The organism is Thermococcus sp. PK (assembly GCF_000430485.1).
Taxonomy (GTDB): domain Archaea; phylum Methanobacteriota_B; class Thermococci; order Thermococcales; family Thermococcaceae; genus Thermococcus_A; species Thermococcus_A bergensis.
Map to the genome: position 1 here is coordinate 485,929 of NZ_KE387150.1, position 25,758 is coordinate 511,686.

The following is a 25,758-nucleotide window of genomic DNA, read 5'->3' on the forward strand; positions in this document are numbered from 1 at the left end:
GGTGAAAAAGATAACCCCGAGCCTTTCTGCTCTTGCAGGAGGTAGGGGTAATGGGGGGAAGACCCTCCCCGAGGGGCTGAAAAGCCCTCCTCTAATGGGTTTTAGTGAAGCCCCTCAAACCTCCCTGCCATTGGCGAGGGGTTAACTCGTTGGAACCCTCGCCCTTCAGGGCGGGGAGGAGGTCAGACAAATGTGATAATCGAAATAGCCCGTGGGAACAGAGAAATTCTTGAAAAAGCCTTGGACCTTGATAACACCTTCTACATAACTTCAATCACAAAGTTTGAGATACTTATAGGCTTCCCAAAAAAGACGAACTCATCTGGCTGAATTCACTTATAGAGCTCCCCTTTGATGGGAGATCTGCAGGAATAGCGGCTTACCTTTACAAAAAACTCAAAGAAAAAGGAAAACCCTTAGGAATAAGAGACCTCTTTATTGGAGCCACAGCTATGGCAAACGATCTTCCTTTAATAACGCTGGACAAAGACCTTCTAGCCCTTGAAGAGTTTGGGCTTGACGTGAAGCTCCTTTAATTTCTTCTATGGGTTAGCCATCGTCCAGTACTTTTCCTTTTTCAGACCCCTCTTTTAAGCTCTTCAAACTTTCCTTCTGCAATAGCATCAAGAGCTGAGGGGGAAAGGTTTTCTAGGGCTTTTAAAAACTCTTTTTTAGTGTATGCGATAATATCTACTGGTAGAAATTCTTTGTTCAGTTTGTAAAGCTCCCTAGTTCTCTCTAACGGATTGCCTTTTATCTTGTCAGATATTACTATGAGATCAAAATCACTTGCCAAGTTGTAGTCTCCCCTAGCATAGGAGCCAAAAAGGATTACAGTTACATCTCCCTCTAAATACTCCACTATCCTTTCAACAAATGCCTTAAGTTTTTCCAAGCTCATTTTTCAAAGCCTCAACAAACTTGATTATTGCTTCGGAAGAAATACTCAAACGATAATCCATCAGGCTAGGTATTGAGCATCTGGGTAGTATCCCCCTTGAACATAACTCTCATGGGTTGCTAATCTCTTCAAGAGTCTTGATTATATAAGCAATATCCTCTCTACTCACTGCTGGATGCACCGGGAGACTCAAGACTTTCTTTGAGGCTTCAATTGCATTGGGGCAGATGTCCTTTGGGTAGCCGAGCTTTTGATAGAGCGGCTGGTGATGAACTGGTATGGGGTAATGTACAGCCGTTCCAATACCTTTCTCCCTTAGCTTTGCCATGAGCTCGTCCCTACTCAATGGGAAGTCATCCTCAACCCTGATAACATACTGATGGAAGACGTGCTTAACCCTCTCATCAACGTAAGGTGGAGTTAGGCCATCTATTTTGCTTATTCCATCGCTTAGCAACTTAGCATTTTTAATTCTTTTCTCATTCCACTCTTCAAGCTTCTTAAGCTGGGCCCTCCCGATGGCAGCAGCTATGTTCGTCATCCTCAAATTATAGCCTAGCTCGACGTGGAGGTACTTTTCTGCTTGTCCGTGATTTCTTATCAAATCCGCCCTTCTGGCCAGCTCGTCATTATTCGTTACCACCATTCCGCCTTCTCCGGTGGTCATGTTCTTCGTTGGATAAAAGCTGAAGGCTGCTATATCCCCAAAGGTTCCCACCTTCTGGCCCTCAAATTCCGCTCCATGGGCCTGTGCACAGTCCTCGATGAGGTAAAGCCCATGATCCTCGGCGATCTCTTTGAAAGCCTTCATATCTGCAGGCTGGCCGTAGAGATGGACAACTATTATGGCCTTTGTTTTATCGCTAATTTTCTCAAGGACATCGTTTGGGTCGAGGTTGTATGTTTTTGGATCAATGTCGGCAAAGAGGGGCCTTGCTCCCTGAAAGAGGATTGAATTTGCGGAAGCTATGAATGTGAATGGTGTGGTGATGACCTCATCACCGGGCCCTATTTTAAGGGCCTTTAGAGCAACATCCAAAGCTGCAGTGCCATTAGAAACAGCTATTCCATGCTTGACCCCCAAGTACTCTGCAAATTCTTTCTCGAAGGCTTCAACTTCTTTCCCGTGAGCGAGCATTCCGCTCTTCAAAACTTCAACAACTGCATTGATTTCCTCATCCCCAATTAAAGGTTTAGCGATTGGGATCATTATTACTCCTCCTTAACAGCTTTGAATACCTTAAGAATCCTTTCCATTTCAGCCACTTTAATCTTTCTGTAGTATTCTTCATATTTTTCCAATGGAGTCACCTCTATGCGTTTCTTGAAATCTTTTCCGAGCATTTTTAGCAACTTGTCACTTGGAATTTCTAGAGTTTTATTCCCCCCCATAGCTCACTCTCTCACAAACCTTTTTCCATTAAGTATCTTTCGTAGTCTTCCCTTTTGATTTTAACTTCCTTTCCACAGTGAGAGCACTTGAAAATAATATTATTTTCATCCTCGCCTATTTTTTCTTTTAGGGGCCTTCCGCAGTAACAAACAAACCCTTTAAGTCTTGCCGGGTTTCCAAAAACCAGTCCAAAGGGGGGAACGTCTTTGGTAACAACGGCTCCAGCTCCAACCATTGCATATTCACCAATTGTAACTCCACAGACTATCGTTGCATGAGCTCCTATTGAAGCCCCTTTCTTAACTAAGGTAGGGACTACCTCCCAATCCTGGTTGAAGGCCCTTGGGTAGAGGTCATTCGTAAACGTCATGTGTGGGCCGAGGAAAACGTCATCCTCAACTTTAACCCCGTGATAAACGCTGACTCCATTTTGAATCTTCACGTTATTGCCAATCTCAACGTCAACGTCGATATAAACATCCTTCCCAATGTTGCAGTTCTTACCTATCTTTGCTCCTTTCCTTACATGGGCAAAGTGCCATATTCTTGTCCCTTCTCCGATTTCAGCTCCTTCTTCAACAACAGCCAGTGGATGAACAAAATACTTTTGACTCATTGAAGACACCACAGAGTATTGACTCCCTAAATTATAAAAGCATTGTTGAGATAACTCATGTGAGGTATGCCCATGGATACACGGCCAGACCTAGTAATATTTTCTCATGCATTCCCGCCGGAAAAGGGAGGCAATGCATCAAGGATGGGGGATTTGTATAAGTACCTTATCAAGTTTGGAGTTAATGTTGTTGTCGTTTCTGCAATCGAGACTTATCCCTTTGGCACATTTCCCAAGAGGGCCAAGCTCTCAAAGAGAGAGGGAAACATAATCAGGCTCTTCACGTATCAACCCAAAGAAGACGCCTCAAATATTGAAAGAGCTTTATATTATACCATTTTCCCCCTCCTTGCTAGTATATGGCTGATCTTTAAGAGAAACCTTGCGGATGTAATTCTAATAACATCCCCCCCTCCCCAAATGTATATTGTGGCACTAACTGGAAAATTGCTAAGGAAGAAGGTTATCGTGGATATTAGAGATCTTTTCTTAGATGTTAGCGTGAATTTAGGCTTTATAAAAAAGGGAAGCCTTGTTGAAAGGATCTTTAGATTCCTTGAATCAAAGGCCCTCCAAGAGGCAGAGGCCATCACCGTTGTGACCCCAAAAATAAGGGAACAGCTGGTCGAAGACTATGGAATAAACCCCACCAAATGCCATGTAGTTCCAAATGGTGTAGATTTAGAAACCTTTAATTGTAAAGAACCAAAAAGAAAACTCCAGATGGTCTACACCGGCTACTTTGGCCATGCCCAGGATTTTGACACATTTCTAGAGGGCTATGCACTAGTTGATGAAAAAGATAGAGTACCCTTGGTTTTGGCAGGAAGCGGGGAAAACCTAGAAGAAACCCTCCAACAGGCCAAAGATCTGGGTTTATCAGAATGGGTAAGATATATAGGGATGCTCTCAAGAAAAGAAGTTGTAAAATTATTGTGCTCTTCAGCCATTGGCGTGGCCCCAATAAAGGCTGATGAGAGCTTGAAGTATGCAATCCCCTCAAAGATTTACGAGTATCTTGCATGCGGCCTGCCTTTTATAGGGGTCGGAATTGGAAAGATTGAAAGGGTTGCCAGGGAGAGCCGGGCTGGTTGTGTAGGGAAAACGCCCAAAGAGGTAGCCAAATGTATTAAAAAGCTTTTAAGCTCCAACCTTAAAAAAATGAGAATACGCGGACTAAGGTACGTATCCCAATACAGTAGAGAAAACTCAGCAAGAAAGTTTTTACGAGTGCTAAATTTGGTGAGGGAGCAAAATGAAGAAGGCCATTGAGGAATACCTCCATTCACTGGAGAAGGAGACAAGCAAATACCTACTCTTAGATAAAGAGATAGCCTATATAAAAGACCCAGTGTTTGGAATCGTGAGAAACCGTGTTAGTGCAGAGTATTTAAAGGCCATAATTCGACTTTATGGGGAGAAAAAGAGAGATACAATTGAGAAACTTGTGAACTTCCTCCTCTCAAGGCAAAATCCCAATGGGTCTTGGAATGAGATTCATCCAAACTATAACCAAGAGTCGGCCCTTGTGACCTCCTTCGTTGGAGAGGCTTTGCTCTTATCCCTCCCATACCTAGATGAGGATCTTAAAGAGTGGGCTCAGCAGGCCTTGAGGAGAGCAAAAGAATTTGTCCTCTCCAGCGAAATAGAACCGGGATACTTCCTTAAGTCCAGGCTATACACGGCTGATTACCTTAACGTTGATGCCACATGCGGCGCTTTCTTGGCTCAATATTACAAGGTTTTTAAAGATGATAAAGCATTAGAAGGTGCAAAAAGAGCCGCCAGAAGAGTGTGTAACTTCCAAGAAAAAGATGGCTCATTCCCCTACACTATAAATAGAGGAAGTGAGAAATACCATCTTAAGGTTCCATGCATTCACTACCAAGGAGTCACGCTTTACTATCTCTCAAAGATTCAAGAAGTCATTCAAGAAGAGCAGCTTAAAAAATGCATGCTCAATGGGGCAGAATGGCTCTCAAAAGCCCAAAATGGTAAGAGGTTTGACTGGTCAAAGAGCGGCCTGATGTTTGCCTATTATCTTACAGGAGCCTATGCCTTTGGAATCACATCATTCTTATATGCCTCCCAATGGAAAGAAGAGTATTTAGAAAATGCCCAAAACCTATTTCCCATCCTAAAAGAGAATACTCCCAGCATAGCCCTCAGATGGGAGAAAGGAAAGTGGAAGGATTTTCCCGGAGATATCATAACATCATTCAAAAGCGCCTGGATTGGAGATTACCCCATCACTCACAAGCTCTTCAGACTTGGCTATGCCCTCTACAGGCAGCTGGCAAGGAGAAGGTTCTCCGAGAAAGTCCAAAAGGATTGGGTTTTCAACGTTGTAACAAAGCTTTTTGGTATAAAGAGCTCAACCATTGAGCCCTCCAAGAATTTCCCTGACATGTTTATGACCTCTGAGATCCTTGATTCCTTAAGTTATTCACTTGCTCAGATTTATAAATATCCCTTAATAGGGTTAGATCAAGAGGAGGGAATCAAATGACAAAAAACAAGAAAATTGTCATGGTTCTTTCAAACCCATTTAAACCCGACCCTCGAGTGTATAAAGAAGCTAAAAGTCTTGTCAAAAATGGCTATGATGTCACGGTAGTTGCCTGGGACAGAGAAGGTAGGTACCCTAAATACGAAGTGGTTGACGGTATTAAAATTCAAAGAATATCCCTGAAGGCCAAGTATGGCAATCCTTTCACTCTCCTCATAAAACTCCCTCTGTTTTATATCTTGGCAATTCTCAAGATAATGAAAATGGAGTTTGATATAATCCACACACATGATTTTGACACTGCAATTGTTGGATTTTTGTTTAAAAAGATTAAAAACAAAAAATGGATTTTTGATATCCATGATATATACTTTGATAGGTTACAGATGGAAGGAAGTGAGAGATCATTAAAAAACACCTTTGTATCCTTTTTGTCCAATATTGAAATACTTTTTTCTAAACTCAGTGACTTTGTAATAGTTGCTACAGGGAGCATTGGAGGTAAATATGAAGGTTTACGAGAATATTATATTAGAGGGGGCGTGCCACCAGAGAGAATTATCGTGATATGGAATTCTCCAGACTTTTCAGTCTTTAATAAAGAGAGATATCTAAGCATCAGAAACACGAAGAAAAAAATACCTTTTGTAGTGAGTTATCTGGGGAACATAAGAACGCTTTCTGGATTTATTCCGCTATTAGAAGCGATTTCACTACTTGACGGGGGCTACAAGCTTCTTCTAGTTGGAGCAGGGCCTGCTTTAGAAGAACTTAAAAAAATTATTTCAAATGAATATCCAACCTTAGATGTAGAATTTATCACCCCGGTGCCTTATGATAAGGTTATTGAATATTATGCCATATCTGATGCTGTCTATGCATATTATCCCTTTCGTGAAAACATTAAAAGGGGGTTGGCCACTAAACTACTTGAAGCTAGTGGATTAGGGATTCCGGTAATAGTTTCAAGAGGCACACTGATGGAAGATTTCGTTAGAGAGTACAAATGTGGGATTACATTTGATGAGATCTCTATTAGTGAACTTAAAGAGGGAATACTTACCCTAAAAACAATCAGATTTAATCCACAATTTGTACAAAAAAAATGGAATTGGGAAAAGGAAGAAAGAAAGTTACTGAAGCTTTACGGGGTGATTCTTAAATGAGAGTAGCTAATGCTTCTACTTCTCGCTCCCTTTTAGTTCTTACAAACTCTTACCCGGACTTTGAAGGTAAAAGCTATGGAGGAAGCTTCGTTAAGGGCCAGATTGATGAACTTAAGAATTATTTTAATGAAGTCTACGTAATCTCCCCTCAACCCCTTGGAAAAAACCGATTTTTGAGAGATTATTCCTACGATAACGTTCATATATATTATCCTCGTTTCTTTCACGCCCCAATTGAGTTTTTTAGGAAGAAACTGGGAGAAAACTTTTACAAGGCTGCCTTGAGAGTTATAAACCAAAAGGGGCTGGATTTTGATCTAATCCACGCTCATTTCACGTGGCCAAGTGGTTATGCAGGAGTAAAGCTTTCGAAAGAGTTTGAAGTACCTGTTGTTGTAACGATTCATGAAAATCGAGAGTGGTTTCTGGAGGAATACAATTCCAAAAATGAAAAGATCTACTGGACTTGGAGAAATGCTAATGCATTGATTAGGGTCAACAGGAAAGACGTTCCTTTACTCAGAGAGTTTAATCCTAATGTTTATTCAATTCCCAATGGCTTTAATCCGAATCGTCTTTTTGTAATGCCAAAAGATAAGGCTCGAGAAAAGTTGGGAATTCCACTGGAAAAGAAAGTCCTCTTTAGTCTTGGCAATCTCATTGAAAGAAAGGGCTTCCAATATTTAATTGAAGCTATGAAAACCATTGTCAAATACAGGGATGATACTATTTGTTTCATAGGTGGAAGGGGCCCATTAAAGAAGAAACTTCAAAAACAGGTAGAAAAGTATAACCTTGAAAATTATGTCAAACTTCTCGGCGCTATTCCGGACGAAAAGCTGGCGTTATGGATGAATGCTGCTGATTTGTTTGTCTTGTCAAGCTTGAGTGAAAGTTTTGGTCTAGTTGTCCTTGAGGCACTTGCTGTTGGAACTCCCGCTGTTGCAACGATTAATGGGGGAAGTGAGGAGGTAATAACCTCTGAGGATTATGGTTTGCTCTGCGAACCTGGAAACGTGGATGACCTTGCGGAGAAAATCTTAATAGCACTGAATAAAGAATGGAATAGAGAGAAAATACGAAAGTATGCTGAACAATTTACTTGGAGGAATATTGTGAAGCAAATTTTGGAAGTTTACAGGGGTGTTTGGTGAAAAATATTTGAAGGAGGTAAGGTAATGAACATGTCTATAGCATATTTTGGGTTTTGGGAAGGGAACATTAAGAGACCCTATACTGTGAAGTGGTTCTTTAACGTTTATCGGAAAATTAGAGATCAAGTAAGAACAAAGATATTCATTCATAATAAATACTTAACTAACCCATATATAAACACACCTCTTGCAAACATTCCACTTTCGGTATACTCATCATACCTGGGAAAGCTTTCTTCTCGATTCGATGCTGTGCATGTTATAACGCAGTGGGGGGTTTATTGGAAGGCAGCAAAATACTCACGTGCGAAATTAAAGCTTATAACTTTCCATGATGCTTTTGATCCCTATGGAAATTTAATAGCGAGCATAGACTCAATATTGAATGTCTTTGACATTATCATAACACCCTCAAATTATACGCGAAAATTTTTAGTTGAACTTAATGAAACTGTTGATCCTGTTGTTATATATAACTCAGTTAATACACGAGTATTCTATCCCATGAGCGTTGAGGCTAAGCTACGGCATAAAAAACGCTTTTTTGAGAAGCATGGATTACCAAATGATGAAATTTTATTACTATACGTTGGAACAGACAAACCAAGTAAGAATTTGGAGAGATTAATTGAGTCTGTTAGGATACTTCGAGAAAATTTTGGTGTTTCAAATATTAGCCTCATAAAAGTTGGACCAAATGTACGAAAGCAAGAAATAGTTGATTTTGCCAATGCTCAAGGAGTTAGGATGCTTTTTTACGAAAATGTCCCTGATAATGTGTTAAATATTCTATACAATATCAGTGATATATATGTTCAACCTTCTTTGAGAGAAGGGTTCGGGATGCCCTTGATTGAAGCCATGGCTACCGGAACCCCTGTGGTGGGATCCGCAATAACTTCAATTCCTGAGGTCTTAGGAAAGGCAGGTTTGCTATTCAATCCCTTAGACTCGTGGGACATTGCAAAATCTATCTTTAGAGTGCTTTCAAGAACAAGTATCCAACGCCATCTTTCACAAGAAGGTCTTAAAAGAGTTAAAGAGCTTTTTAGTGTTGACGTTATCGCAGAAACGTACTTGGGATTACTCAGTGAGTATGTCGACGGATAAGTTATGTGATCCTCCCTCAGTTTTAATCCTTCCTACTGCCATTCCATTATTTTTCGTTTTTTTGTAGCAAGGATAAAGCAATAAAACTTAAAATATTTGCTGTACTTTGACTCAGTACTGTCGCAATTGCTGCTCCACTTGCCCCGTAGTAGGAGATTAGTATATAGTTAAGCATTACATTAAGGAGGGCTGTAAACCCCGTTATCTTAGTAAATACCAGCTCTCTTTCAGTTGCATTCAGAAAGCTTCCGAAAAGTGAATTCAAAAACATAAATGGTACTGCAAAGGCCAAAATCCTAAGCACAGAGACACTCTCAAGGAACTCTTTACCAAACACAATAATGATTCCTAGGCGTGCGAAGATAAAATATCCTGCCAATGCTAAAACTCCAAATCCTGTCAACATTTGGAGGCTTTTCTTAAGAAGAATATCCAGCGTTTTCTTATCCTGCTTCCACAGCCTCGCTATTGAGGGCATCATCGTTGAGACAACAATATTTGGGACAAATAGAGAAACCTCAATCAATGTATATGCGGCCCTATAGATTCCGGTTTCATAATCTCCCTTCATTAGACTTAGCATTACCATATCGGTGCGATAGTAGATCAGCGTGAAAAGCCCAATTAACCAGAATGGATACGATTTCTTCAGGAGAGAAAGCCATATCTGCGGATTAAATCGAATAATAATTTTCTTGACGAATTTGGTTCCCCACTTTACTCTTAGGAACTCCCTGATTGTGTAGCCAATGAGAAGCGCAACTATAAACGGTGAAAGAGACCTATAGAAGTAAAGAACGACCCCTCCAACAAAAAATGCCCAAATTCTCTCGACTGTTCTTGCTATGGCCTCATACTTTGTCACTTCATGAGCATACATAAGCTGTACAAAAACTAATGAGATCCAGGTGAGCATAGCCTCAACCCCGACCAGTAGTATAAGGGCTTTAATCCACATTGGTTTTGGGAGGAAGAGAGTTAAAACAACTATAACAACAAAATTAACCAGCACAAGCACAATCTTAAGCCCCAAAACATCTGGGAGAAGTTCCTCAGTCTTACTTCTATCCCTCGCAACCTCTCGCATAAAATAATAGCTAACTCCCAAATCCGAAAAAATCCCCAAAAGTCCCACATAGTAAAAGATGAACGAGTACTGACCAAGCCCATCTGGGCCTAGGGTTCTACTTAGGATAACAATAATGCCATAGGCTAAGAGCTTCGAAATAACTTCAGCACTAAAGAGCCAGCCTGCGTTTTTAAGCAACTTCAACTTTAAACTCTCGGTCATGACAACTTCTCAATAGAAGAGAGAAATTAAAAACCTAATCCCCTCTCTGTATTTTTGCATGTCCACCAACCAAACTTTTCTTAAGCTCGAGGTTTCTTATCTCGCACTTCTCATCGATTATGGAACGCCAAATCGTTGAACCCCTTATAATAGTGTCATCAAAGATTATGGAATCACTCACATCGGAATTCTCTATTGTACAGTTCTCCCCAACATAAGCATAGGGCCCAACTATCGACCTGCCCAAAATCTTTGCACCCCTCTTTATGACCACCGGAGGAATTATCTTTGAATAGGGACTTATCTGAATCTCCTCAATCTGGCTCTCCTTCAAAAGAGTCTTCATGGCCTCCAGATAGCTGTCCGCACTTCCAATATCATACCAGTAGTCATCGAACTTGTAAGCATAAACCTCCACACCACCATTAAGGAGCCACTCAATGAAGTAACCCGGAGAATCCCTGTTGCCCTCTTCAAGGTATTCATCAACTTTTCCCATGACTTCTCTTGGAAAAGCATAAACTCCAGTGCTTATCAGGGTCGACTTAGGCTGCAAAGGCTTCTCTTGGAAATCAACCACTCTATCCCCTTCAAGAACCACAACCCCGTACCTCTTTGCAAGTTCAAAGTCACCAACGTCATAAACAGCTATCAGCGGCTTTCCATTGTAGTGTTTCAAAAAGTCCTCCAGAGAGAAAGAGAACAAGTTATCACCAGCAACTATGAGGTAATCATCGAGGCCGAGCTTTGAGATAGCGTATTTAATTGCTCCAATGGTTCCCAGCTTTTCCTCTTCACTTATGGTTTCCTCCACAATAAGCTCAATGTTGTTCTCCTTGGCCCAGCTCTTAAAGTGCTTTTCGAAGAACTTATTGGTAGAGACATAGACTTCCAAATCAAGCTCTTTTGTCTTCTCAAGGATATAATCGATAATATACTTTCCCCCAACGGGCAAAAGGGGCTTCGGCTTGCCCTTTGTTATCGGCCACAAACGAGTGGCATAACCACCGGCCATGATTAGGACTTTCATAGGATCTCCCTCCATGTTAACCAAATAGAAGTTCGCGTATTCTCTTTAAAAATTCTTCAACATCACTTATGTTCTCCTTGATATAGTGATAAACCATTCTGTCGTCAACGTCCCAATATATGTGCACGAGACGGTTTCTGAATCGGGCCATTAGCATTAAACGTTTGCTTAAATCCTCACTAATGACATTATTCTCCACCAGCACTTTAAAGGAATCGGCATAGTCTCTGGGAAGCCTCATACGGTTTTTAGAAATTATATGGTAAGCAATATCTATGCACGCTTCAATAGTGATTAAGAGATTATACTTGGCACTTGCAATGTAATGTTTGTTTTTTAGGAATTCTTCCTCGGGAAGGTTTGAAAGCTCGTTTAAGTTTTGGAGCGAGTTCTCTGCTTCCAACATAAGCTTCGTTATCTTATCTTTGTCATACTCCAAGAATCTCCCTCCTGTAAATTTTCAAATAATAATCATAGTCGTGATACTCTCTTAAAGTCCATTCCTCAAATTCACACCTAACCTTTTCATCTCTGCTGAAAAGAGGTTCCCCCTCAAGAACTTTGAACCTAAAAGTCACCGGAGCATTATTAATGGTTCTAACATCAACCGGAAACCCCACAATCCGTGTTAGCTCTTCCTCCAGCTCAAGCTCATAAGTTAAATCGTAGTTTCCATCAACATAAATGGCAACATCAATGTCCCTAAACGGGCGATCCTCAATGAAAGAGCCATGAAGGTAGGCAAAGATAATCTCATCCCTTTTAATTAATGCCTCTCTAATTTTCTGCTTTATCTTTTTCTTGTCATCCGGTGTTAGTGTGTATATCTTCATGTCCTAAGATTACACTGCAAAATACTAAAAACTTTTCCTAAAGCTTAAGAACTTTCCAATACAAGTTAGCTTGGTGATAAAATGAAAGTGCTTGTAACGGGCGGTGCCGGGTTCATAGGTTCTCACCTTGTAGATAAGCTCATGGAAGAGGAGCACGAGGTTAGGGTTCTCGACGATTTAAGTGCCGGAGATTTGAGGAACATCGAGCAGTGGATTGGTCATGAGAGGTTCGAGTTCATAAACGGCGACATGAGGGATCCGGAAGTTGTAATAGAGGCAGTTAAAGGTGTTGATGCTGTTTTCCACCTGGCGGCAAATCCCGAGGTGAGGATAGGCTCCCAGAGTCCGGAGCTTCTTTATGAGACCAACGTTTTAATCACATACAACCTTCTTGAGGCTATGAGAAAAGAGGGAGTTAAACTGCTTGCCTTCACTTCCTCATCAACGGTCTACGGCGAGGCTGAAAAGCTTCCCACTCCTGAGGATTACGGTCCGATGGAGCCTATAAGCGTCTATGGTGGGGCCAAGCTCGCTGCGGAGGCCCTCATATCTGGCTACGCTCATACCTTTGATATGAAAGCAATAGTTTTCAGGCTGGCAAATATAATAGGGAAGCGTTCAAATCACGGTGTCATTTATGACTTCATCAACAAGCTGAAAGCAAATCCGAACAGGCTTGAGATTCTTGGAGATGGGACGCAGAGGAAAAGCTATCTCCACGTAAGCGATACTGTTGAGGCGATGGTGCACCTCTTTAGAGAGTTCCTGAAGGAGGAAAAAGCTTTCGATGTCTACAACATAGGCAGCGAAGACTGGATAACGGTTGTGGAGATAGCTGAGATCGTCAGTAAAGAGATGGGCTTAAGCCCTGAGTTTTACTTCACCGGTGGCGTTGATGGAGGAAGGGGATGGAAGGGAGATGTGAAGGTGATGCTTCTCAGCATAGAGAAGGCTAAGGCCAAAGGCTGGAAGCCAAAAATGAACAGCAGGCAAGCCGTTGAAAAGACCGTAAGGGAGCTTTTAGGAAAGGAATAGTCCTTTAATCTCTCCACAATAAAAATATCGCGGTCAAAGTCAGAAAAAATAGCCACAAACAATATGATAAAAATTGGCTAACCTCTGACTTCCTCAGAAGAAAAAATGTCTAGAGCGACAAGAGCCACTTCCACAGGGGCACAACTCTGATTTCCTTACCCTTTTCTCTAATTAGCTCATCTTGATCCCATGTTATGAGGAGCAGATTCCCACATTTGAGCTCTCTTGAAGCTTCGATTAAAGCTGAGATTTCTCTTTCATAGTTACTGTCATTAAGCTCGTGAGTAACCTGAATTATTTGTTTGACTGTCCCGTTCTCTCGTACAACAAAATCTGCTTCCTTTCCATTCTTTGTTCTATAGTAGAATATGTTTCTATTCGGCTCCAAGCCTGATTTTAAAAGTTCGGTAAAGACTAAGTTTTCCAGCAATCTTCCCTTATCTTCAACACCTAGGATCGTTAAAAGTCCATTGTCCACTAAATAGGGCTTAAACCCATAAAGCTCCTGAAGTTTGTATGACTTTATCAGAGGTCTGAGAGGATAGAACACAAGCGAATCTTCTAGATATTCCAGATAGTTTGCAACCGTTGTCTTTCCCACGTTAATGCCAATGCCCTTCAAGTTTTTATATGCTTTGGAAATCGAAAGATGGGTGGAAAATGCAAGCATCCTGAAGAGGAGCTTCAATGCCCTGATATTAACAATTCCCCATCTCTCAACTATATCTTTGTAAATCGTTAGGTCGATTATCTCTCGGAGGATTTCCCTTCTGAGGGAAAAATCTAACACGACCTCAGGATAGCTTCCCCAAAGGAGATACTCCCTGAGCAGCTTTTTGATTTTTGCCTCTTCATACGTGGAGTAAAAGAGTGCAGGTCTTATATTCCGTGATTTCAATACTTCTTTGAATGAAAAGGGATAAATTTTTAGAGATATACTTCTCCCCCTCAGTCCGGTTGCAATTTCCTTAGATAAAAGTCTGGAGGAAGAACCCGAAACTACTACCTGCTGATTTTTATCAAGTAGGAATCTCACAAACTTTTCCCAGTTGTCTATTGTTTGAACTTCATCCAAGAAAAAATAGTTGCGCTTCTTTGCGTTTTCAGGAAATAGGGAGTAGTAAACGTCCAAAAGATTCAGCAGATCTTCAAGTGTGGTGCCTATTGTCCTTGGATCTTCTAAATTGACGTAGAGCGTCTCGTCTTTTCTGACCCCCTGTTTTAAAAGTTCTTTGATTATCTGAAACATGAAGTAAGTTTTGCCGGCTCTCCTAGGTCCAATAATGACTAATGCTCTCTGAATTTTAGGCAGGGTGTATTTTATGTCCCTTTCAATAAGCTCGACATCCCATTCCAAATAATCCCTTATAATTTTGCCCCAGGTCTCCTTTGGTATCATGTACTAGATATAGTACTAGTGATTTATAAAGATTTGTACCGCAAATGGTCCAACCTTAAAGTAGTGAGTGCTATCAAGCCATGTGTACAGCTAATTTTAACGTTATTTCTGCCTCAATTACTGCCGCAATAAATATCAATGCTATTGAAACCCCAACTAGCTTGAAGAATTCTTTGGCGTCTTCTTCAGTTATTATTTCATCCTTTTTGCCTAAGACAAACCTCAACAGCTCGTAAGGTATTTTAAAACCTGCAGCTCCGGCAATAATTAGTGCTGGGATTTCAAAGATGCCGTGGGGGAGGATTAATGAGAGAGTTTCCGTTAGCTCAAGCTGATTTGCAACAGTTTTAACTGCGGAACCTAGGATAAACCCATTGGAAAACAAGTTCACCAAAGTTGTCGTACCAAGCGTTACTGCACCTGTCCATAATAAAAAAGCCACTTTGATGTTATGTTTAAAGAAAAACAGAGCTCCAGGATTTGAATTATCAAAAGGATCGAAGCCAAAATATGCTGAATAATCATGAGATAATGCAGAGGAGAAACCAGAACCTAATCCCAAAAGGAAAAGAAATAAGGAAATCGAAAGGAGTTTTGTATTCATACTCTCCCTCTGAGAGCTTTTTGAATAAGTTCTTTAAGCTATGATAGTATTTGTGGGATTAAGTAGTATCCAAGAATCAAGCCTATGCTCAACCCTATGCCACCTATGATTTTTGTTTGTGGGTGTTTAGCGGATGCTAAGAAACTTCCTAAAGTTAAACCTGAAACAATTGTAAATACGGTGTTCTGGGTGGTTTTGGCTATTAACGGTATAGCGAGTATTATGACAAGAATGTTACTGATAATGTTCTTCATTTTCTCCCTCCAGTTTTAGTTCATGAAGTTAGTGTTTAATATCCAACAACTGCACCAACGGCCAATCCAACTGCTACTCCGACAAGTCCACCAACCGCTCCTCCAACTCTTGCTCCAATACGTGCGCCAATATAAGTTGCTGCTCTTCCGCTTAGATAGTCAATAGCTTTACCTCCTATCCATCCCAACGCTGTCCCAGCGGCTCCTCCAACAATTGCAGCTTTTTCAGGATCGGAGTATCTCTTAGTTAATCTGTATGTTAAGTGGCTGTTGTCAACAGCTCCTCCAACCACAACTCCCAGTGCCATCAACACCAACCCTAAAGCAAGTGTCTTCCTCCACATGGATTACCACCGGTGATTATAATGCAACAACTACGATAAAAAGTTTTTCTTCAAAATGTTGATTACCACTAAGGTGGTATCGATTCGACATTAGCTCTCTGACAAGTGATACTCCAATAAAATAAAAAACCGTCAAAATCCGAGATAACTTAAAATCATAAACCACCCATGGAAAGCTTTCCACACCCTGAGCGACAACTTTAAAAACCAACCTTAAGAGCTAAGAGCAGAAGTTAACTTTTGGGTTAGGTTTATAACTAAATCTTCTGAAAACCAAAGAGGTGATTGAGATGAATCCATTCCACGATTTGGAGCCCGGACCGGAAGTACCGGAAGTTGTTTACGCCCTAATAGAAATCCCAAAGGGAAGCAGAAACAAGTACGAGCTTGACAAAAAGACCGGCCTTATAAAGCTCGATAGAGTCCTTTACAGCCCATTCTACTACCCGGTTGACTACGGAATCATTCCACAAACATGGTACGATGACGACGACCCATTTGACATCATGGTCATAATGAGGGAACCAACTTACCCGGGAGTGCTCATTGAGGCGAGACCAATAGGCCTCTTCAAGATGGTAGACAGCGGAGACAAGGACTACAAGGTACTAGCAGTACCAGTTGAGGATCCCTACTTCAACGACTGGAAGGACATAGATGATGTTCCAAAGGCTTTCCTTGATGAGATTGCACACTTCTTCAAGCGCTACAAGGAGCTCCAAGGAAAAGAAATCATTGTCGAAGGATGGGAAAACGCAGAGAGGGCAAAGCAGGAAATCCTTAGGGCAATAGAACTTTACAAGGAGAAATTCAAGAAGTGATCTTCTCTTTTAAAATTTTGGAGGTAAGAGAATGTACAAGCTTATTCGAGTCAAGGACGTTGTGAGAATCCCCCCGAGAATGTTTACAATGGATCCAAAAGAAGCTGCTAAGATTGTTCTGCGAGAGGCTTATGAAGGAATTTACGATAAAGATGAAGGCGTCATTCTGGCGATTCTTGACGTTCATGAAATTAGTGACGGAGTAATAATCCCTGGGGACGGAGCCACCTATCACGAGGCAGTCTTTGACGTACTTGTGTGGAAGCCCGAGATGCATGAGGTTGTTGAGGGAGAGGTTATCGACGTTGTCCCCTACGGTGCTTTCATAAGGATCGGCCCTATGGATGGTCTGGTTCACATCTCCCAGCTTATGGATGATTACGTTGTCTTTGACGAGAAAAACGCCCAGTTTGTTGGAAAGGAGAAGGGCTACATCCTGAAGCTTGGTGATGCTGTGAGGGCTAGAATAATTGCCGTTAGTGAAAAGAGCAAGATAATCAGGGAGAACAAGATAGGCCTTACCATGAGACAGCCAGGGCTGGGCAAGTTTGAGTGGATACAAAAAGAGAAGAGAAAAGCCCAGAGTGGTGAGTGAGAATGACCGAAAAAGCCTGCAGGCACTGTCACTACATAACCAGCGAAGAAAGATGCCCCGTTTGCGGGAGCAGGGACCTAAGTGACGAATGGTTCGACCTCGTTATAATCCTTGATCCCGAGAATTCCAAAATAGCTCAGAGGCTTGGAGTGAAGGTTCCCGGAAAGTACGCCATAAGGGTCAGGTAGAATGTGCAGGGAATTTTACTTTAAACTCACAGAAGAACTCAGGAAGGAGCTTAAAAATCCTATAGGTAAGCTAATTAGGGGAGAAATGCCGCGGCCCTACTTGATCTCCCGGAAAGAGCTTGAGAATGCACCTTATTTGGTTACGGTTGGGGATGTGGTTACCGAAAACGTCCTCAGGCTTGGTATAAAGCCCTCTATCGCTATCTACGATCATAAAACCAAGAGAAGGGAATATGAACCAGACATTGAGCTCGGAGCGGTTGTGCTGACCACAAAGAACCCGCCCGGAACAATAACGAAAGCTTTATTAAATGCTATCAAAAAGTCCTTTGAACTTGCCAAGAGAGGGAAAAGAGTGTACATAAAAGTGAGCGGTGAGGAGGATTTAGCCGCTATCCCGGCTGTCCTATATGCCCCCGAGGGGGCTCTGGTGGTTTACGGGCAGCCGGATGAGGGGATAGTGCTTATAAAGGTCACACCCGAATGTAAGCGCAGATGTGCTCAGCTGCTTAGAAAAATGGAGGTGGTAAATGATGGAGATTAGGGTTACTGAGGTTAAAGAGAACAGGCTCCTTGGAAGGAAGGAGATATACTTTGAGGTCATCCACGAAGGTGAGCCAACTCCCTCAAGGAAGGACGTCAAAGGAAAGCTCGTTGCAATGCTCGACCTGAACCCGGAGACAACCGTTATCCAGTACATAAGAAGCTACTTCGGAAGCCGTGTTTCCAAGGGCTATGCCAAGGCTTATGAGAGCAAGGAGAGAATGCTCTACATAGAGCCCGAGTACATCTTGAAGAGAGATGGGATAATACAGGAGGGGGAGTGATTTAAATGGCCAAGGGTAAGAAAACCTCCCAAAAGTGGAAGTTCTACGAAGTCAAGGACGGAAAAGTTGAAAGGAAGAACAGGTTCTGCCCAAGATGCGGACCCGGTGTTTTCATGGCAAACCACAAGGACAGATGGGCCTGCGGTAGGTGCGGCTACACAGAGTGGAAGAAGTGATCTCTTTTCTTTTTCGGTGTTTTTATGATTTATCACGGCCTTAAAATTAAGCTCCATCCTCAGGTTTATGAGCCCGCTGAGGACACTTTTTTGCTAGCTGAGAATCTGAGAGTTAAAGAAGGGGACGTTGCCCTTGATGTAGGCACTGGAACCGGGATAATAGCCCTTTTAATGGCCAAAAAAGCCAAGTTCGTTCTTGGAGTGGACATCAATCCAATTGCAGTTGAACTTGCAAAGGAAAATGCCAGGCTAAACGGCATAACCAACGTCGAGTTCCGGCAGAGCGATCTTTTTGAGAACGTTGAGGGAAAATTTGACATAATAACCTTCAATGCTCCATACCTTCCAGGCGAACCAGAGGAGCCGATAGATCTTGCCTTGGTTGGGGGAGAGACTGGAAGAGAAGTCTTGGACAGATTTCTTGAGGATTTTCCTTTCTATCTTAAAGAAGACGGGATAGTTCAGATAGTCCAGTCTTCAATAACCGGCATAGAGGAGACCTTAAAAAAGCTCAAATCTAAAGGATTTGTTGCAGAAATAACGGCTAAGGAGAGATATTTCTTTGAGGAGATAGTGGTTATTACAGCTAGGCGAGCCTGATTCTTGGCACCTCTTGGATAAACCTAACCTTGGGCTTTGATTCCATTTCGCCCTCTTCCTCAAAGAACTCCCTTTCAAAGATTCTCTCACGTGTTTTGATTATAATCATTGGTTTTAGCTCGTGCATGGAAGTTGGATGGACATAGGGGTATTTAAGTCTTTCGCCGAAATATTTTTCGACAGTAAAATATATTGCAAAAATTTTTAAACCTCTTCCCAAAGCAAAGTTAGGTGAGGCTAATGGATGTAAAACCAAACATGCCCGAGGAGATTGCGAATCTTTTTAAGAAGCAACATTACGCTCTCATAGGTCATCACAGCTCGGTTAAGCTCTGTCACTGGTTAAAAGAGAGTATAAAACACGATCGCTTTTGCTACAAGCAGAAGTTTTATGGAATCCAATCCCACCGCTGTCTGCAGATGACCCCGGTAACGGCATGGTGCACGCACAACTGCATCTTCTGCTGGCGCCCGATGGAGGGATTTCTGGGAGTTGAACTCCCACAGCCGTGGGACGAGCCGAGTTACATAGTGGAGAAGAGCATAGAGGCCCAAAGAAAACTCTTGAGCGGCTACTGGGGGGTAAAAGACCAGATAAACGCCAAAAAGCTTGAAGAGGCCATGGAGCCTAAGCATGCTGCCATAAGCCTGTCCGGAGAGCCCATGCTTTACCCAATGATAGGGGATCTTGTAGAAGAATTCCACAGAAGGGACTTCACAACGTTCATAGTCACCAACGGCACTGAGCCAGAGGTTTTGGAGAAGATGATAGAAAGGAATACTCTTCCAACACAGCTTTACGTCTCATTAACGGCTCCAGATGAGGAGACTTATCAGAGGGTAAATGTACCAATGATTCCGGATGGGTGGGAAAGGATAAACAGGACACTCGAGCTCATGAGGGATTTGCCGGTAAGGACTGTCATAAGGCTTACCCTCGTTAAGGGCGAAAACATGCACAATCCAGAGGGCTATGCAAAGCTCATAATGAAAGCTAAACCCATGTTCGTTGAGGCTAAAGCCTATATGTTTGTGGGCTTCTCAAGGAACAGGTTAACGATCAACAACATGCCGAGCCATAAGGACATAAAAGCCTTTGCAGAGGAGCTCGTGAAGTATCTGCCCGGATACCACATAGAAGACGAGTACCCCCCGAGCAGAGTTGTTCTAATAATGAGAGATGACATCAGCAAAAAGGATCGCTTTATAAAACACTAGCTCTTCTTCCGCAACCTTTATTTGTTTTGAGTGAGTAATACTTAATTAGGTAATTGGTAAAAGCTGGTTTAGAGGTGCCGAGAATGAAGAGAGTTGTTCCTGTCTTGCTTGTTGTGATGATGATAATCCCTTATGCTGGGGCAGTACCTATTCTTGATGCATCAACGAAGTTCCTGTTAGAGGGAAGAGAGTACATGGAGACCACACAGCAGCTTAGTCTTTCGCTGATAGCACTCACTTCTAGCTACCCTGCCGTTGAGAACCTCACGATAAGTGACATCGATTACTTTGTTGATGCCCTTTTAGCGAGACAAAATCCCGATGGTGGCTGGGGGTATTACGAGGATAGCGTGAGCAACGTGGTTGATACGTCCTATGCAGTAATCGCATTGAAAAAGGCCCTCTCCCTTTATGAGGGTAATAAACGTTCTTTAGTCTTTAAGGCCGTTGAGAGGGGTATTGGGTTTTTGGTTGACTCATATAATGGAAATGGATGGGGATATGTCCCGGAAACTCTAACTGAGTTTTATCCCACTGCAATGGCAGTCTGGGCCCTTGGTGAGAATGGCTACTCAAAAAGCAACCCTCGTATCCAGAGTGCAATTGAGTATCTCGAAGGAGCTGAACATTATGGGCTTCGTGAAGGAGAGGCTCTAGCCCTCAAACTTTTGGCATATCATGCTGTTGGTTACACTCCTTCTGGGTTGGTGGAAAAAGCTTGGGGCTTAGTTAATTCTCCGAACATTACTGTTAAGGAGCGGGCGTTTCTTACCTATGCCCTGCTCGTATATGAGGGGCTAACCTTTGAGACGGCCAAATTGCTTACTACACTTGAAGAGCTGAAAGAGAAGAACGAAAGCTTTGTCTATTGGGCCAATAAGCCAGGTGGGCTGGTACAAAGGGAAGTTTTTGTAACATCGGCCCTTGCAACTTGGAGTTTTGCAAAGGTCAGTGGGGGATTGGAAGCTGGACTGAAGACACCCTTTGAGGCATCTTGTTCAGAACTGGAAAAAGTACAGAACAAAGATGGAGGGTGGCCTTACATAATTGGCTTCTCATCCACAGATAGGGCCACATATTATGCCTTGAAAGCCCTGAAGAAGTGTTATTTTATGGATGAAAGGATAGAAAAAGGTATAGAATGGGTAAAGGGCAGAATCGACAAAAACATGGAGATAGCTTTGAGTAAGGGAGAGCTGTACCCGCCCTACGTCTACAATTTGCTGACCCTTCTGGAGTTTAATCTCGTCAATGAGAGTGAAAAGGCAGAGCATATAGCTTTCATAAAAAGCCTTAAGAAGGGAGACGGTAAATGGGGGGATTTCTTAGGCCTGCAACCATACGACACCGCTCTGGCCATTAAAGCCCTCTTAGCTCTGGGAGTTTCACCTCAGGATGAGGACATCGTCAAGGCAAAGGAATGGCTCCTTTCCTTCCCCACAGATGGGTGGGGAACAGTAATAATGACCAAATACTTTACACGGTTCTTCCCCTCTGAAGTCTCGACTACAGTTGAAGTGCTTGAAGCTTTGGAACCTCTAGTAACAAAAGATGATGTCGAAAAACACCTGAACTGGCTTCTCAGCCAAAGGACTGAGGACGGAGGGTGGCCAAACATCAGGAGAAGTTACATAGCCGGAGTTCTAATGTACCAAGGGGCACCGACTGTGGAGCTTACTATACGTGCTACGGAAGTCCTTCACGCGTTTGGCATTGACTATCGCCAGGAGACCCTCCAATGGCTCTTACCTAAAAAGAGGAATAACCTCTGGGGAAGCAGTGTCGTCGATTCGGCTCTTGCTGCCCTCTATTTCTCAACTTTCGAAGAGCTGCCAAAACCCGTGAATCTCTATGAAGTTATAAGGGCACTTCCAGAGGGGAACTTTAAGATATTGTACACATTTGGGCGAGAAAAGGTTGCACTTTCAGTAAGGGATTCCCTTAACATGTTATTTGAGACCAACATGACAGCTGAAGGGTTTAAAGAACTTGGTGAGGGCAACTATATTGTGCTGGCTGATCTTGCAGAGTTTGACCTCTCTAAATACAACCCGTATATCGAGCTTAAGGTGGATGAGGAAAACGTCTATCTGAATGGAAAGGACTATAAGAGAGACAGTACCATGATAATAGCTCCAGGAAAGACGGGTACGGGATACCTGCTCTTTGTCTTATATCCAAGAGGTTTGGACAGTGCTGTAAAGGTCTTCTTCACCTCCAACATAGTCAAATATCTTAATGGTGTTGCCTGCGTCGTTACATATGAAGACAAAAATCAAAACGGCATTGTTGAGCTTGAAGAACTGGAAGCGGAGTTCGTGAGGTGAAATTGCTGTGAGGGCTTTAATCATTGGAGTTGGCCAGTGTGGAACAAAGATAGCTGACCTATTCGCTTTGGTTGATTTTGAAGCACTAGCCATAAACACTTCCAAGAGCGATCTAGAGTATTTAAAGCACATTCCAGAGGAGAGGAGAATACTCGTTGGGGAAAGTTTAACTGGTGGAAAAGGGGTAAATGCCAATCCGGTGCTGGGAAGAGAAGCCATTAAAAGGGACCTTCCACTGGTGATGAAAAAGATAAGCTCCATGGTCGGTTACAGCGACGTTGATATCTTCTTTCTAACATTTGGCTTCGGGGGAGGAACCGGGGCAGGAGGAGCGCCGGTTCTGGCAGAAGCGCTAAAAGAGGAATACCCTGATTCTCTTGTAGTTGCCATAGGCGCTCTGCCCCTGAAGGAAGAGGGCATAAGGCCCACAATAAACGCGGCAATAACCATAGACAAGCTCTCTAAGGTAGTTGACTCGATAATAGCGATAGACAACAACAAGCTGAAGGAAAGTGCCGAGGACATATCCAAAGCTTATGAAAAGATAAACTACACGATAGTTGAGAGAATAGCCTCCCTTTTGGCTTTAATAGACGTTCCAGGTGAACAGACGCTTGACGCAAGTGACTTAAAATTCGTTCTCAACGCCTTTGGAAGCTTTGCCACAGTGGGCTATGCGAAGGCCGAAGCAAACAAGGTCAAGAACATCTCTCGCCTAATCTTGAAGTCCTTTGAAAACGAAGGGCTTTACCTCGAGGCTAACATAGAGTCGGCCCTTTATGGATTGGTCGCCATTCACGGTCCGCCGGAGCTCCTAAAGGCAAAGGACATCTTTGAAGCCCTTGAATATCTAACAAGGAAGATAAAGGGCAAGCAAATTTTCCGGGGCTTTTATCCGGATCCAAGGGAGAAGGAGATAGAAGTTGTGACACTTTTGAGCGGTATATACGAGAGCAAGAGCATAGAAGATATAGTGGTTACTGCCAAAAAATACGCCCATGCATTCATGAAAGCAAAAGAAGAAGCCGAAACAAAGAAAAAGGAACTTTTAACCGGATTGCCGGACTTTGATGACATTTACCCGGGTGAGGCAGATGAAAGACTCGGTTGAAGTGGCTTTGGAGCTCGATGAGAACGAGGTTTATGCCCACATAGCCAAAGAAAGTGCAGAGGATATGGTAAGGATAATCTCCTCAATAGATGCCGAGAGGGCAAGGAACAGGGGAGAAGTGATATACTACGAAGACGATTGGGACGATTTAATAAGACAGAGAGTCGCAAAAGGAAAAAGGCACACGGCATTTGACTTTTACAACCCTTCCCTTCTTACGATCTGGGAGAACAAAGTTAAAGATATGAAGAGGGTTAAAAACACCTTCAGGCTTGGCTTGGCTTTGATTGGCATTTCCATAGCTTTGGGAATTGCTCTTACAGTACTCTACTCTGAGCCTTGGTTCCTTATACCTTTAAGCACTCTTCCACTCGTGCTGTTCTTACTTGACTACAAAAAGCACTCCTTAGATATAAGCTATTACCAGCTCACCCAGCTTTTCATTGATGAACTGAAGGAGCTTTTAAAGAAGCACAAGCTAAATGCAGAGCAGTATAAGTTTAAGATTTTCAACAATGACTACTTTGGAGTCTCAATTAAAAAGCTCGGGGGGAATGTTTTTGCGGTTGTAACAGGGGAGAATAAAGAAAGTGTTAAATAACTTAGCGACGTTTATTATTACTGAGTGGTGAGAAATATGAAAAAAGGCCAGATTTCGCTTGAGTTTCTTTTTATCTTCGTGCTGTTTGTAGTACTTCTAACCTTCTCGGTTAGAAATATAACTTTCTCAAGTGAGCAGTCTTCAGATATGTTGAGAATTCAGGTTAGTGAGGAGGCAAAGCTGTTCGCGAACACCATTTCCAATGCAATTTCTCAAGTTTACGCCCAAGGGCCTGGCGCGAAGGCTACCGAGTACTTCACGTTCAAATATCTAAATGATGACTACTTCCTTACGAAGGCCTTCTCTATGGAGGGGACCCCGCAGCTTTTAATAGGGTATAAAAACGGAACTTATGTTGTGATTTTGGATAGTGATAATCCCGTTGTGAATTTAAACGAGGCAGACACAGCAAAGAAAAACTACTTCTGGAGCAGATCCCTCTATGCCGTTGATTTATCAAACAATGCTTCAATTTACGCTCCAAACAATACTATAGGAGACTATGCAGGGGTATTTGTGAACGCTACGGATTTGCCCTCGACATTGAGAATTATTGTTGAGTGGAATCCCGATAAGAACGAGACCTGGGTGTTTAACTCCACGAGTGAAGAGCTCAAGATAAACCTTAACCTCGGTGGTTAGCATGAGGGCCCAGATAAGCTTGGACTTGCTTTTTGCGTTTGTGCTGGTAACCTTAACAATGTTAAATCTCATTTATCTCTCAAACAGTGAGATAGCCCATGCTGAGAGCTTTGATGTGATGGCGAAGGTTAGGGTATTCTCAACTGAGATAGTTGATCATACCGCAAAAGTCTATGCTGTAGGCGAAGGCTACAGCCTTAAGGAGGAGCCGCCTCAAATAGAGGGGGCAGAGTTTAATATAACCTTCAATGGAGCAGAAAACAAAATAATAGTAAACGTCACAGTAAACGGAAAGAGCTACTGGGTTGTTAAGAATTCAACGGTCCCTATAGCTAATGCATCTATAGTTGTTGAGAGCGGAGGAGAGTTCTGGATAAAAACAGTGAAAATAGGTGATATGCTCTATGCGAACATCACGCGCTCAAACGGCAATTGAAATGGTGTTTATACTCTCTATCATTTTCATCGGATTAATCCTCATTGTTCCTTCATATGTGGAGAACAACACGAACGTGGCGATAGTGGGTTACGTGAGAAGCTCCGTTTCAAAGGCAGTTGATTACCTAAACACCGGCATAATGACGAATGAGGAACCTTACAGCTATTTAAACCCAATACTGGCAAATATTACAGAAAATCCCCATTTGTCTATTAAGAGCCTGACATCCGAGGAGACTGGGAGCGAAGTTACTATAAAAGTTACCCTATCGACTCCATTCCAGTCAATTGAAACTCTTCCCAGCCTAGCGGAAAATATAACTGCCTTTGTAAAGAAAGACCTCGTCGAAAACTTTAGGTTCACCGATAACAATGGAGTTTTATCTTACGGCGGGAAAACGGTAAATATAGAAATTGATGTGGTGAGAGGATGAGGAGAAAGGGCCAATTACTTTCAATTGATGCACTGCTTTCACTGGTTATCGTTGTTATGGTTGTTGGGGTAGTTATGAATACCAACGATATGATAAAGGCTGAGATAACCGGTCTCCTGGACTGGTTAGGGCAAACATAGC

Annotated in this window: 36 protein-coding genes; 23 read left to right on the top strand and 13 right to left on the bottom strand. The window is 42.4% G+C overall.

Going from position 1 to position 25,758, the window contains the following annotated elements; translation table 11 throughout:
* The first annotated feature begins 192 nt into the window (after positions 1-192).
* Both THEPK_RS13630 and THEPK_RS13635 read left to right on the top strand, forming a co-directional pair.
* Complete coding sequence (locus THEPK_RS13630; RefSeq protein WP_232194582.1) at positions 193-330, top strand: hypothetical protein; 138 nt, start codon at positions 193-195, stop codon at positions 328-330.
* An 8-nt stretch (positions 331-338) separates the two neighbouring features.
* Positions 339-536 (top strand): type II toxin-antitoxin system VapC family toxin, encoded by a 198-nt coding sequence (locus tag THEPK_RS13635; RefSeq protein WP_342764015.1) that lies wholly within the window; start codon positions 339-341, stop codon positions 534-536.
* 41 nt (positions 537-577) lie between these two features.
* On the opposite strand, the gene THEPK_RS10895 is transcribed toward THEPK_RS13635, so the two are convergent.
* From THEPK_RS10895 to THEPK_RS10910, 4 genes are all read right to left on the bottom strand, one after another.
* Entirely contained in the window at positions 578-895 is a 318-nt protein-coding gene (locus THEPK_RS10895; RefSeq protein WP_232194583.1) for a nucleotidyltransferase domain-containing protein, read from the bottom strand.
* 115 nt (positions 896-1,010) lie between these two features.
* The gene (locus THEPK_RS10900) at positions 1,011-2,111 is read right to left on the bottom strand and encodes a DegT/DnrJ/EryC1/StrS family aminotransferase (RefSeq protein ID WP_042701840.1); all 1,101 of its coding nucleotides are present in this window, start codon (positions 2,109-2,111) and stop codon (positions 1,011-1,013) included.
* Between the two features lie 2 nt (positions 2,112-2,113).
* Entirely contained in the window at positions 2,114-2,245 is a 132-nt protein-coding gene (locus THEPK_RS13695; protein WP_255346973.1) for a hypothetical protein, read from the bottom strand.
* 59 nt (positions 2,246-2,304) lie between these two features.
* A complete protein-coding gene (locus tag THEPK_RS10910) occupies positions 2,305-2,910 on the bottom strand; it encodes an acyltransferase (protein ID WP_198011321.1) in 606 nt (201 codons plus the stop codon).
* Between the two features lie 72 nt (positions 2,911-2,982).
* Between THEPK_RS10910 and THEPK_RS10915 the strand changes: the two genes are divergently transcribed.
* The 5 genes from THEPK_RS10915 to THEPK_RS10935 are packed head-to-tail and all read left to right on the top strand — an operon-like array spanning position 2,983 to position 8,849.
* Positions 2,983-4,182, top strand: coding sequence for a glycosyltransferase family 4 protein (locus THEPK_RS10915; protein WP_042701845.1), 1,200 nt, complete (start codon positions 2,983-2,985; stop codon positions 4,180-4,182).
* Positions 4,166-5,419 carry a prenyltransferase/squalene oxidase repeat-containing protein gene (locus THEPK_RS10920; protein ID WP_083965083.1) on the top strand — a complete coding sequence of 418 codons (1,254 nt, stop codon included), beginning with the start codon at positions 4,166-4,168 and terminating at the stop codon, positions 5,417-5,419. The genes THEPK_RS10915 and THEPK_RS10920 overlap by 17 nt, the downstream gene beginning before the upstream one ends.
* Positions 5,416-6,585, top strand: coding sequence for a glycosyltransferase family 4 protein (locus tag THEPK_RS10925; RefSeq protein WP_042701848.1), 1,170 nt, complete (start codon positions 5,416-5,418; stop codon positions 6,583-6,585). The genes THEPK_RS10920 and THEPK_RS10925 overlap by 4 nt, the downstream gene beginning before the upstream one ends.
* The gene (locus THEPK_RS10930; RefSeq protein WP_042701851.1) at positions 6,582-7,739 is read left to right on the top strand and encodes a glycosyltransferase family 4 protein; all 1,158 of its coding nucleotides are present in this window, start codon (positions 6,582-6,584) and stop codon (positions 7,737-7,739) included. Before THEPK_RS10925 ends, THEPK_RS10930 begins: the two co-directional genes overlap by 4 nt.
* A gap of 24 nt (positions 7,740-7,763) precedes the next feature.
* Entirely contained in the window at positions 7,764-8,849 is a 1,086-nt protein-coding gene (locus THEPK_RS10935; RefSeq protein WP_042701852.1) for a glycosyltransferase family 4 protein, read from the top strand.
* Between the two features lie 46 nt (positions 8,850-8,895).
* Here the strand turns inward: THEPK_RS10935 and THEPK_RS10940 are convergent, their stop codons facing one another.
* Genes THEPK_RS10940 through mntA form a run of 4 tightly spaced genes read right to left on the bottom strand, consistent with a single transcriptional unit; the run spans position 8,896 to position 12,003 of the window.
* Positions 8,896-10,140 (bottom strand): flippase, encoded by a 1,245-nt coding sequence (locus THEPK_RS10940; RefSeq protein WP_042701855.1) that lies wholly within the window; start codon positions 10,138-10,140, stop codon positions 8,896-8,898.
* A gap of 34 nt (positions 10,141-10,174) precedes the next feature.
* On the bottom strand, positions 10,175-11,170 hold the full coding sequence (locus THEPK_RS10945) for a sugar phosphate nucleotidyltransferase (RefSeq protein WP_042701858.1): 996 nt from the start codon (positions 11,168-11,170) through the stop codon (positions 10,175-10,177).
* Positions 11,171-11,186: 16 nt separating this feature from the next.
* Entirely contained in the window at positions 11,187-11,609 is a 423-nt protein-coding gene (gene hepT, locus THEPK_RS10950) for a type VII toxin-antitoxin system HepT family RNase toxin (protein ID WP_042701861.1), read from the bottom strand.
* Positions 11,599-12,003: a type VII toxin-antitoxin system MntA family adenylyltransferase antitoxin gene (gene mntA / locus THEPK_RS10955; protein WP_042701864.1), complete on the bottom strand. Its 405-nt coding sequence runs from the start codon at positions 12,001-12,003 to the stop codon at positions 11,599-11,601. The genes hepT and mntA overlap by 11 nt, the downstream gene beginning before the upstream one ends.
* Before the next feature lie 81 nt (positions 12,004-12,084).
* On the opposite strand from mntA, the gene THEPK_RS10960 reads away from it, so the two are divergent.
* Complete coding sequence (locus THEPK_RS10960) at positions 12,085-13,038, top strand: NAD-dependent epimerase/dehydratase family protein (RefSeq protein WP_042701867.1); 954 nt, start codon at positions 12,085-12,087, stop codon at positions 13,036-13,038.
* A 109-nt stretch (positions 13,039-13,147) separates the two neighbouring features.
* On the opposite strand, the gene THEPK_RS10965 is transcribed toward THEPK_RS10960, so the two are convergent.
* The 4 genes from THEPK_RS10965 to THEPK_RS10980 form a co-directional block, all read right to left on the bottom strand.
* Positions 13,148-14,437, bottom strand: a complete 1,290-nt coding sequence (locus THEPK_RS10965; protein WP_042701869.1) for an ATP-binding protein — start codon at positions 14,435-14,437, stop codon at positions 13,148-13,150.
* Positions 14,438-14,510: 73 nt separating this feature from the next.
* Complete coding sequence (locus THEPK_RS10970) at positions 14,511-15,041, bottom strand: stage II sporulation protein M (RefSeq protein WP_042701871.1); 531 nt, start codon at positions 15,039-15,041, stop codon at positions 14,511-14,513.
* 38 nt (positions 15,042-15,079) lie between these two features.
* Positions 15,080-15,295 carry a hypothetical protein gene (locus THEPK_RS10975; protein ID WP_042701873.1) on the bottom strand — a complete coding sequence of 72 codons (216 nt, stop codon included), beginning with the start codon at positions 15,293-15,295 and terminating at the stop codon, positions 15,080-15,082.
* Positions 15,296-15,330: 35 nt separating this feature from the next.
* Entirely contained in the window at positions 15,331-15,639 is a 309-nt protein-coding gene (locus THEPK_RS10980) for a hypothetical protein (RefSeq protein ID WP_042701875.1), read from the bottom strand.
* Positions 15,640-15,929: 290 nt separating this feature from the next.
* On the opposite strand from THEPK_RS10980, the gene THEPK_RS10985 reads away from it, so the two are divergent.
* From THEPK_RS10985 to THEPK_RS11015, 7 genes are read left to right on the top strand one after another with little or no spacing between them, the layout of a single operon-like run.
* Positions 15,930-16,460, top strand: a complete 531-nt coding sequence (locus THEPK_RS10985) for an inorganic diphosphatase (protein ID WP_042701877.1) — start codon at positions 15,930-15,932, stop codon at positions 16,458-16,460.
* 31 nt (positions 16,461-16,491) lie between these two features.
* A complete protein-coding gene (locus THEPK_RS10990) occupies positions 16,492-17,055 on the top strand; it encodes a DNA-directed RNA polymerase (protein ID WP_042701879.1) in 564 nt (187 codons plus the stop codon).
* Between the two features lie 2 nt (positions 17,056-17,057).
* Entirely contained in the window at positions 17,058-17,243 is a 186-nt protein-coding gene (gene spt4 / locus THEPK_RS10995) for a transcription elongation factor subunit Spt4 (protein WP_042701881.1), read from the top strand.
* A gap of 1 nt (position 17,244) precedes the next feature.
* The gene (locus THEPK_RS11000) at positions 17,245-17,787 is read left to right on the top strand and encodes a GTP-dependent dephospho-CoA kinase (RefSeq protein WP_042701883.1); all 543 of its coding nucleotides are present in this window, start codon (positions 17,245-17,247) and stop codon (positions 17,785-17,787) included.
* Positions 17,777-18,070, top strand: a complete 294-nt coding sequence (locus THEPK_RS11005) for a 30S ribosomal protein S24e (protein ID WP_042701884.1) — start codon at positions 17,777-17,779, stop codon at positions 18,068-18,070. The genes THEPK_RS11000 and THEPK_RS11005 overlap by 11 nt, the downstream gene beginning before the upstream one ends.
* Before the next feature lie 5 nt (positions 18,071-18,075).
* Complete coding sequence (locus THEPK_RS11010) at positions 18,076-18,246, top strand: 30S ribosomal protein S27ae (protein ID WP_042701887.1); 171 nt, start codon at positions 18,076-18,078, stop codon at positions 18,244-18,246.
* Positions 18,247-18,270: 24 nt separating this feature from the next.
* The gene (locus THEPK_RS11015) at positions 18,271-18,846 is read left to right on the top strand and encodes a HemK2/MTQ2 family protein methyltransferase (RefSeq protein WP_042701890.1); all 576 of its coding nucleotides are present in this window, start codon (positions 18,271-18,273) and stop codon (positions 18,844-18,846) included.
* Here THEPK_RS11015 and THEPK_RS13475 read toward each other — a convergent pair.
* Positions 18,833-18,973 carry a hypothetical protein gene (locus THEPK_RS13475; protein ID WP_198011322.1) on the bottom strand — a complete coding sequence of 47 codons (141 nt, stop codon included), beginning with the start codon at positions 18,971-18,973 and terminating at the stop codon, positions 18,833-18,835. The genes THEPK_RS11015 and THEPK_RS13475 overlap by 14 nt on opposite strands.
* Positions 18,974-19,086: 113 nt before the next feature.
* Here THEPK_RS13475 and twy1 point away from each other — a divergent pair, with 113 nt between their 5' ends.
* From twy1 to THEPK_RS13250, 8 genes are all read left to right on the top strand, one after another.
* Entirely contained in the window at positions 19,087-20,064 is a 978-nt protein-coding gene (gene twy1 / locus THEPK_RS11025; protein ID WP_042701897.1) for a 4-demethylwyosine synthase TYW1, read from the top strand.
* A gap of 83 nt (positions 20,065-20,147) precedes the next feature.
* A complete protein-coding gene (locus THEPK_RS11030; RefSeq protein WP_042701899.1) occupies positions 20,148-22,391 on the top strand; it encodes a prenyltransferase/squalene oxidase repeat-containing protein in 2,244 nt (747 codons plus the stop codon).
* 7 nt (positions 22,392-22,398) lie between these two features.
* Positions 22,399-23,502, top strand: a complete 1,104-nt coding sequence (locus THEPK_RS11035; RefSeq protein WP_042701900.1) for a tubulin/FtsZ family protein — start codon at positions 22,399-22,401, stop codon at positions 23,500-23,502.
* On the top strand, positions 23,486-24,103 hold the full coding sequence (locus THEPK_RS11040; protein ID WP_042701901.1) for a hypothetical protein: 618 nt from the start codon (positions 23,486-23,488) through the stop codon (positions 24,101-24,103). Before THEPK_RS11035 ends, THEPK_RS11040 begins: the two co-directional genes overlap by 17 nt.
* A 36-nt stretch (positions 24,104-24,139) precedes the next feature.
* On the top strand, positions 24,140-24,745 hold the full coding sequence (locus THEPK_RS11045) for a class III signal peptide-containing protein (protein ID WP_042701910.1): 606 nt from the start codon (positions 24,140-24,142) through the stop codon (positions 24,743-24,745).
* A 1-nt stretch (position 24,746) separates the two neighbouring features.
* Positions 24,747-25,181, top strand: a complete 435-nt coding sequence (locus THEPK_RS11050) for a hypothetical protein (protein ID WP_042701912.1) — start codon at positions 24,747-24,749, stop codon at positions 25,179-25,181.
* Positions 25,150-25,617, top strand: coding sequence for a hypothetical protein (locus tag THEPK_RS11055; protein WP_156882192.1), 468 nt, complete (start codon positions 25,150-25,152; stop codon positions 25,615-25,617). Before THEPK_RS11050 ends, THEPK_RS11055 begins: the two co-directional genes overlap by 32 nt.
* A complete protein-coding gene (locus THEPK_RS13250; RefSeq protein WP_156882193.1) occupies positions 25,614-25,757 on the top strand; it encodes a hypothetical protein in 144 nt (47 codons plus the stop codon). Before THEPK_RS11055 ends, THEPK_RS13250 begins: the two co-directional genes overlap by 4 nt.
* Position 25,758: the final 1 nt, after the last annotated feature.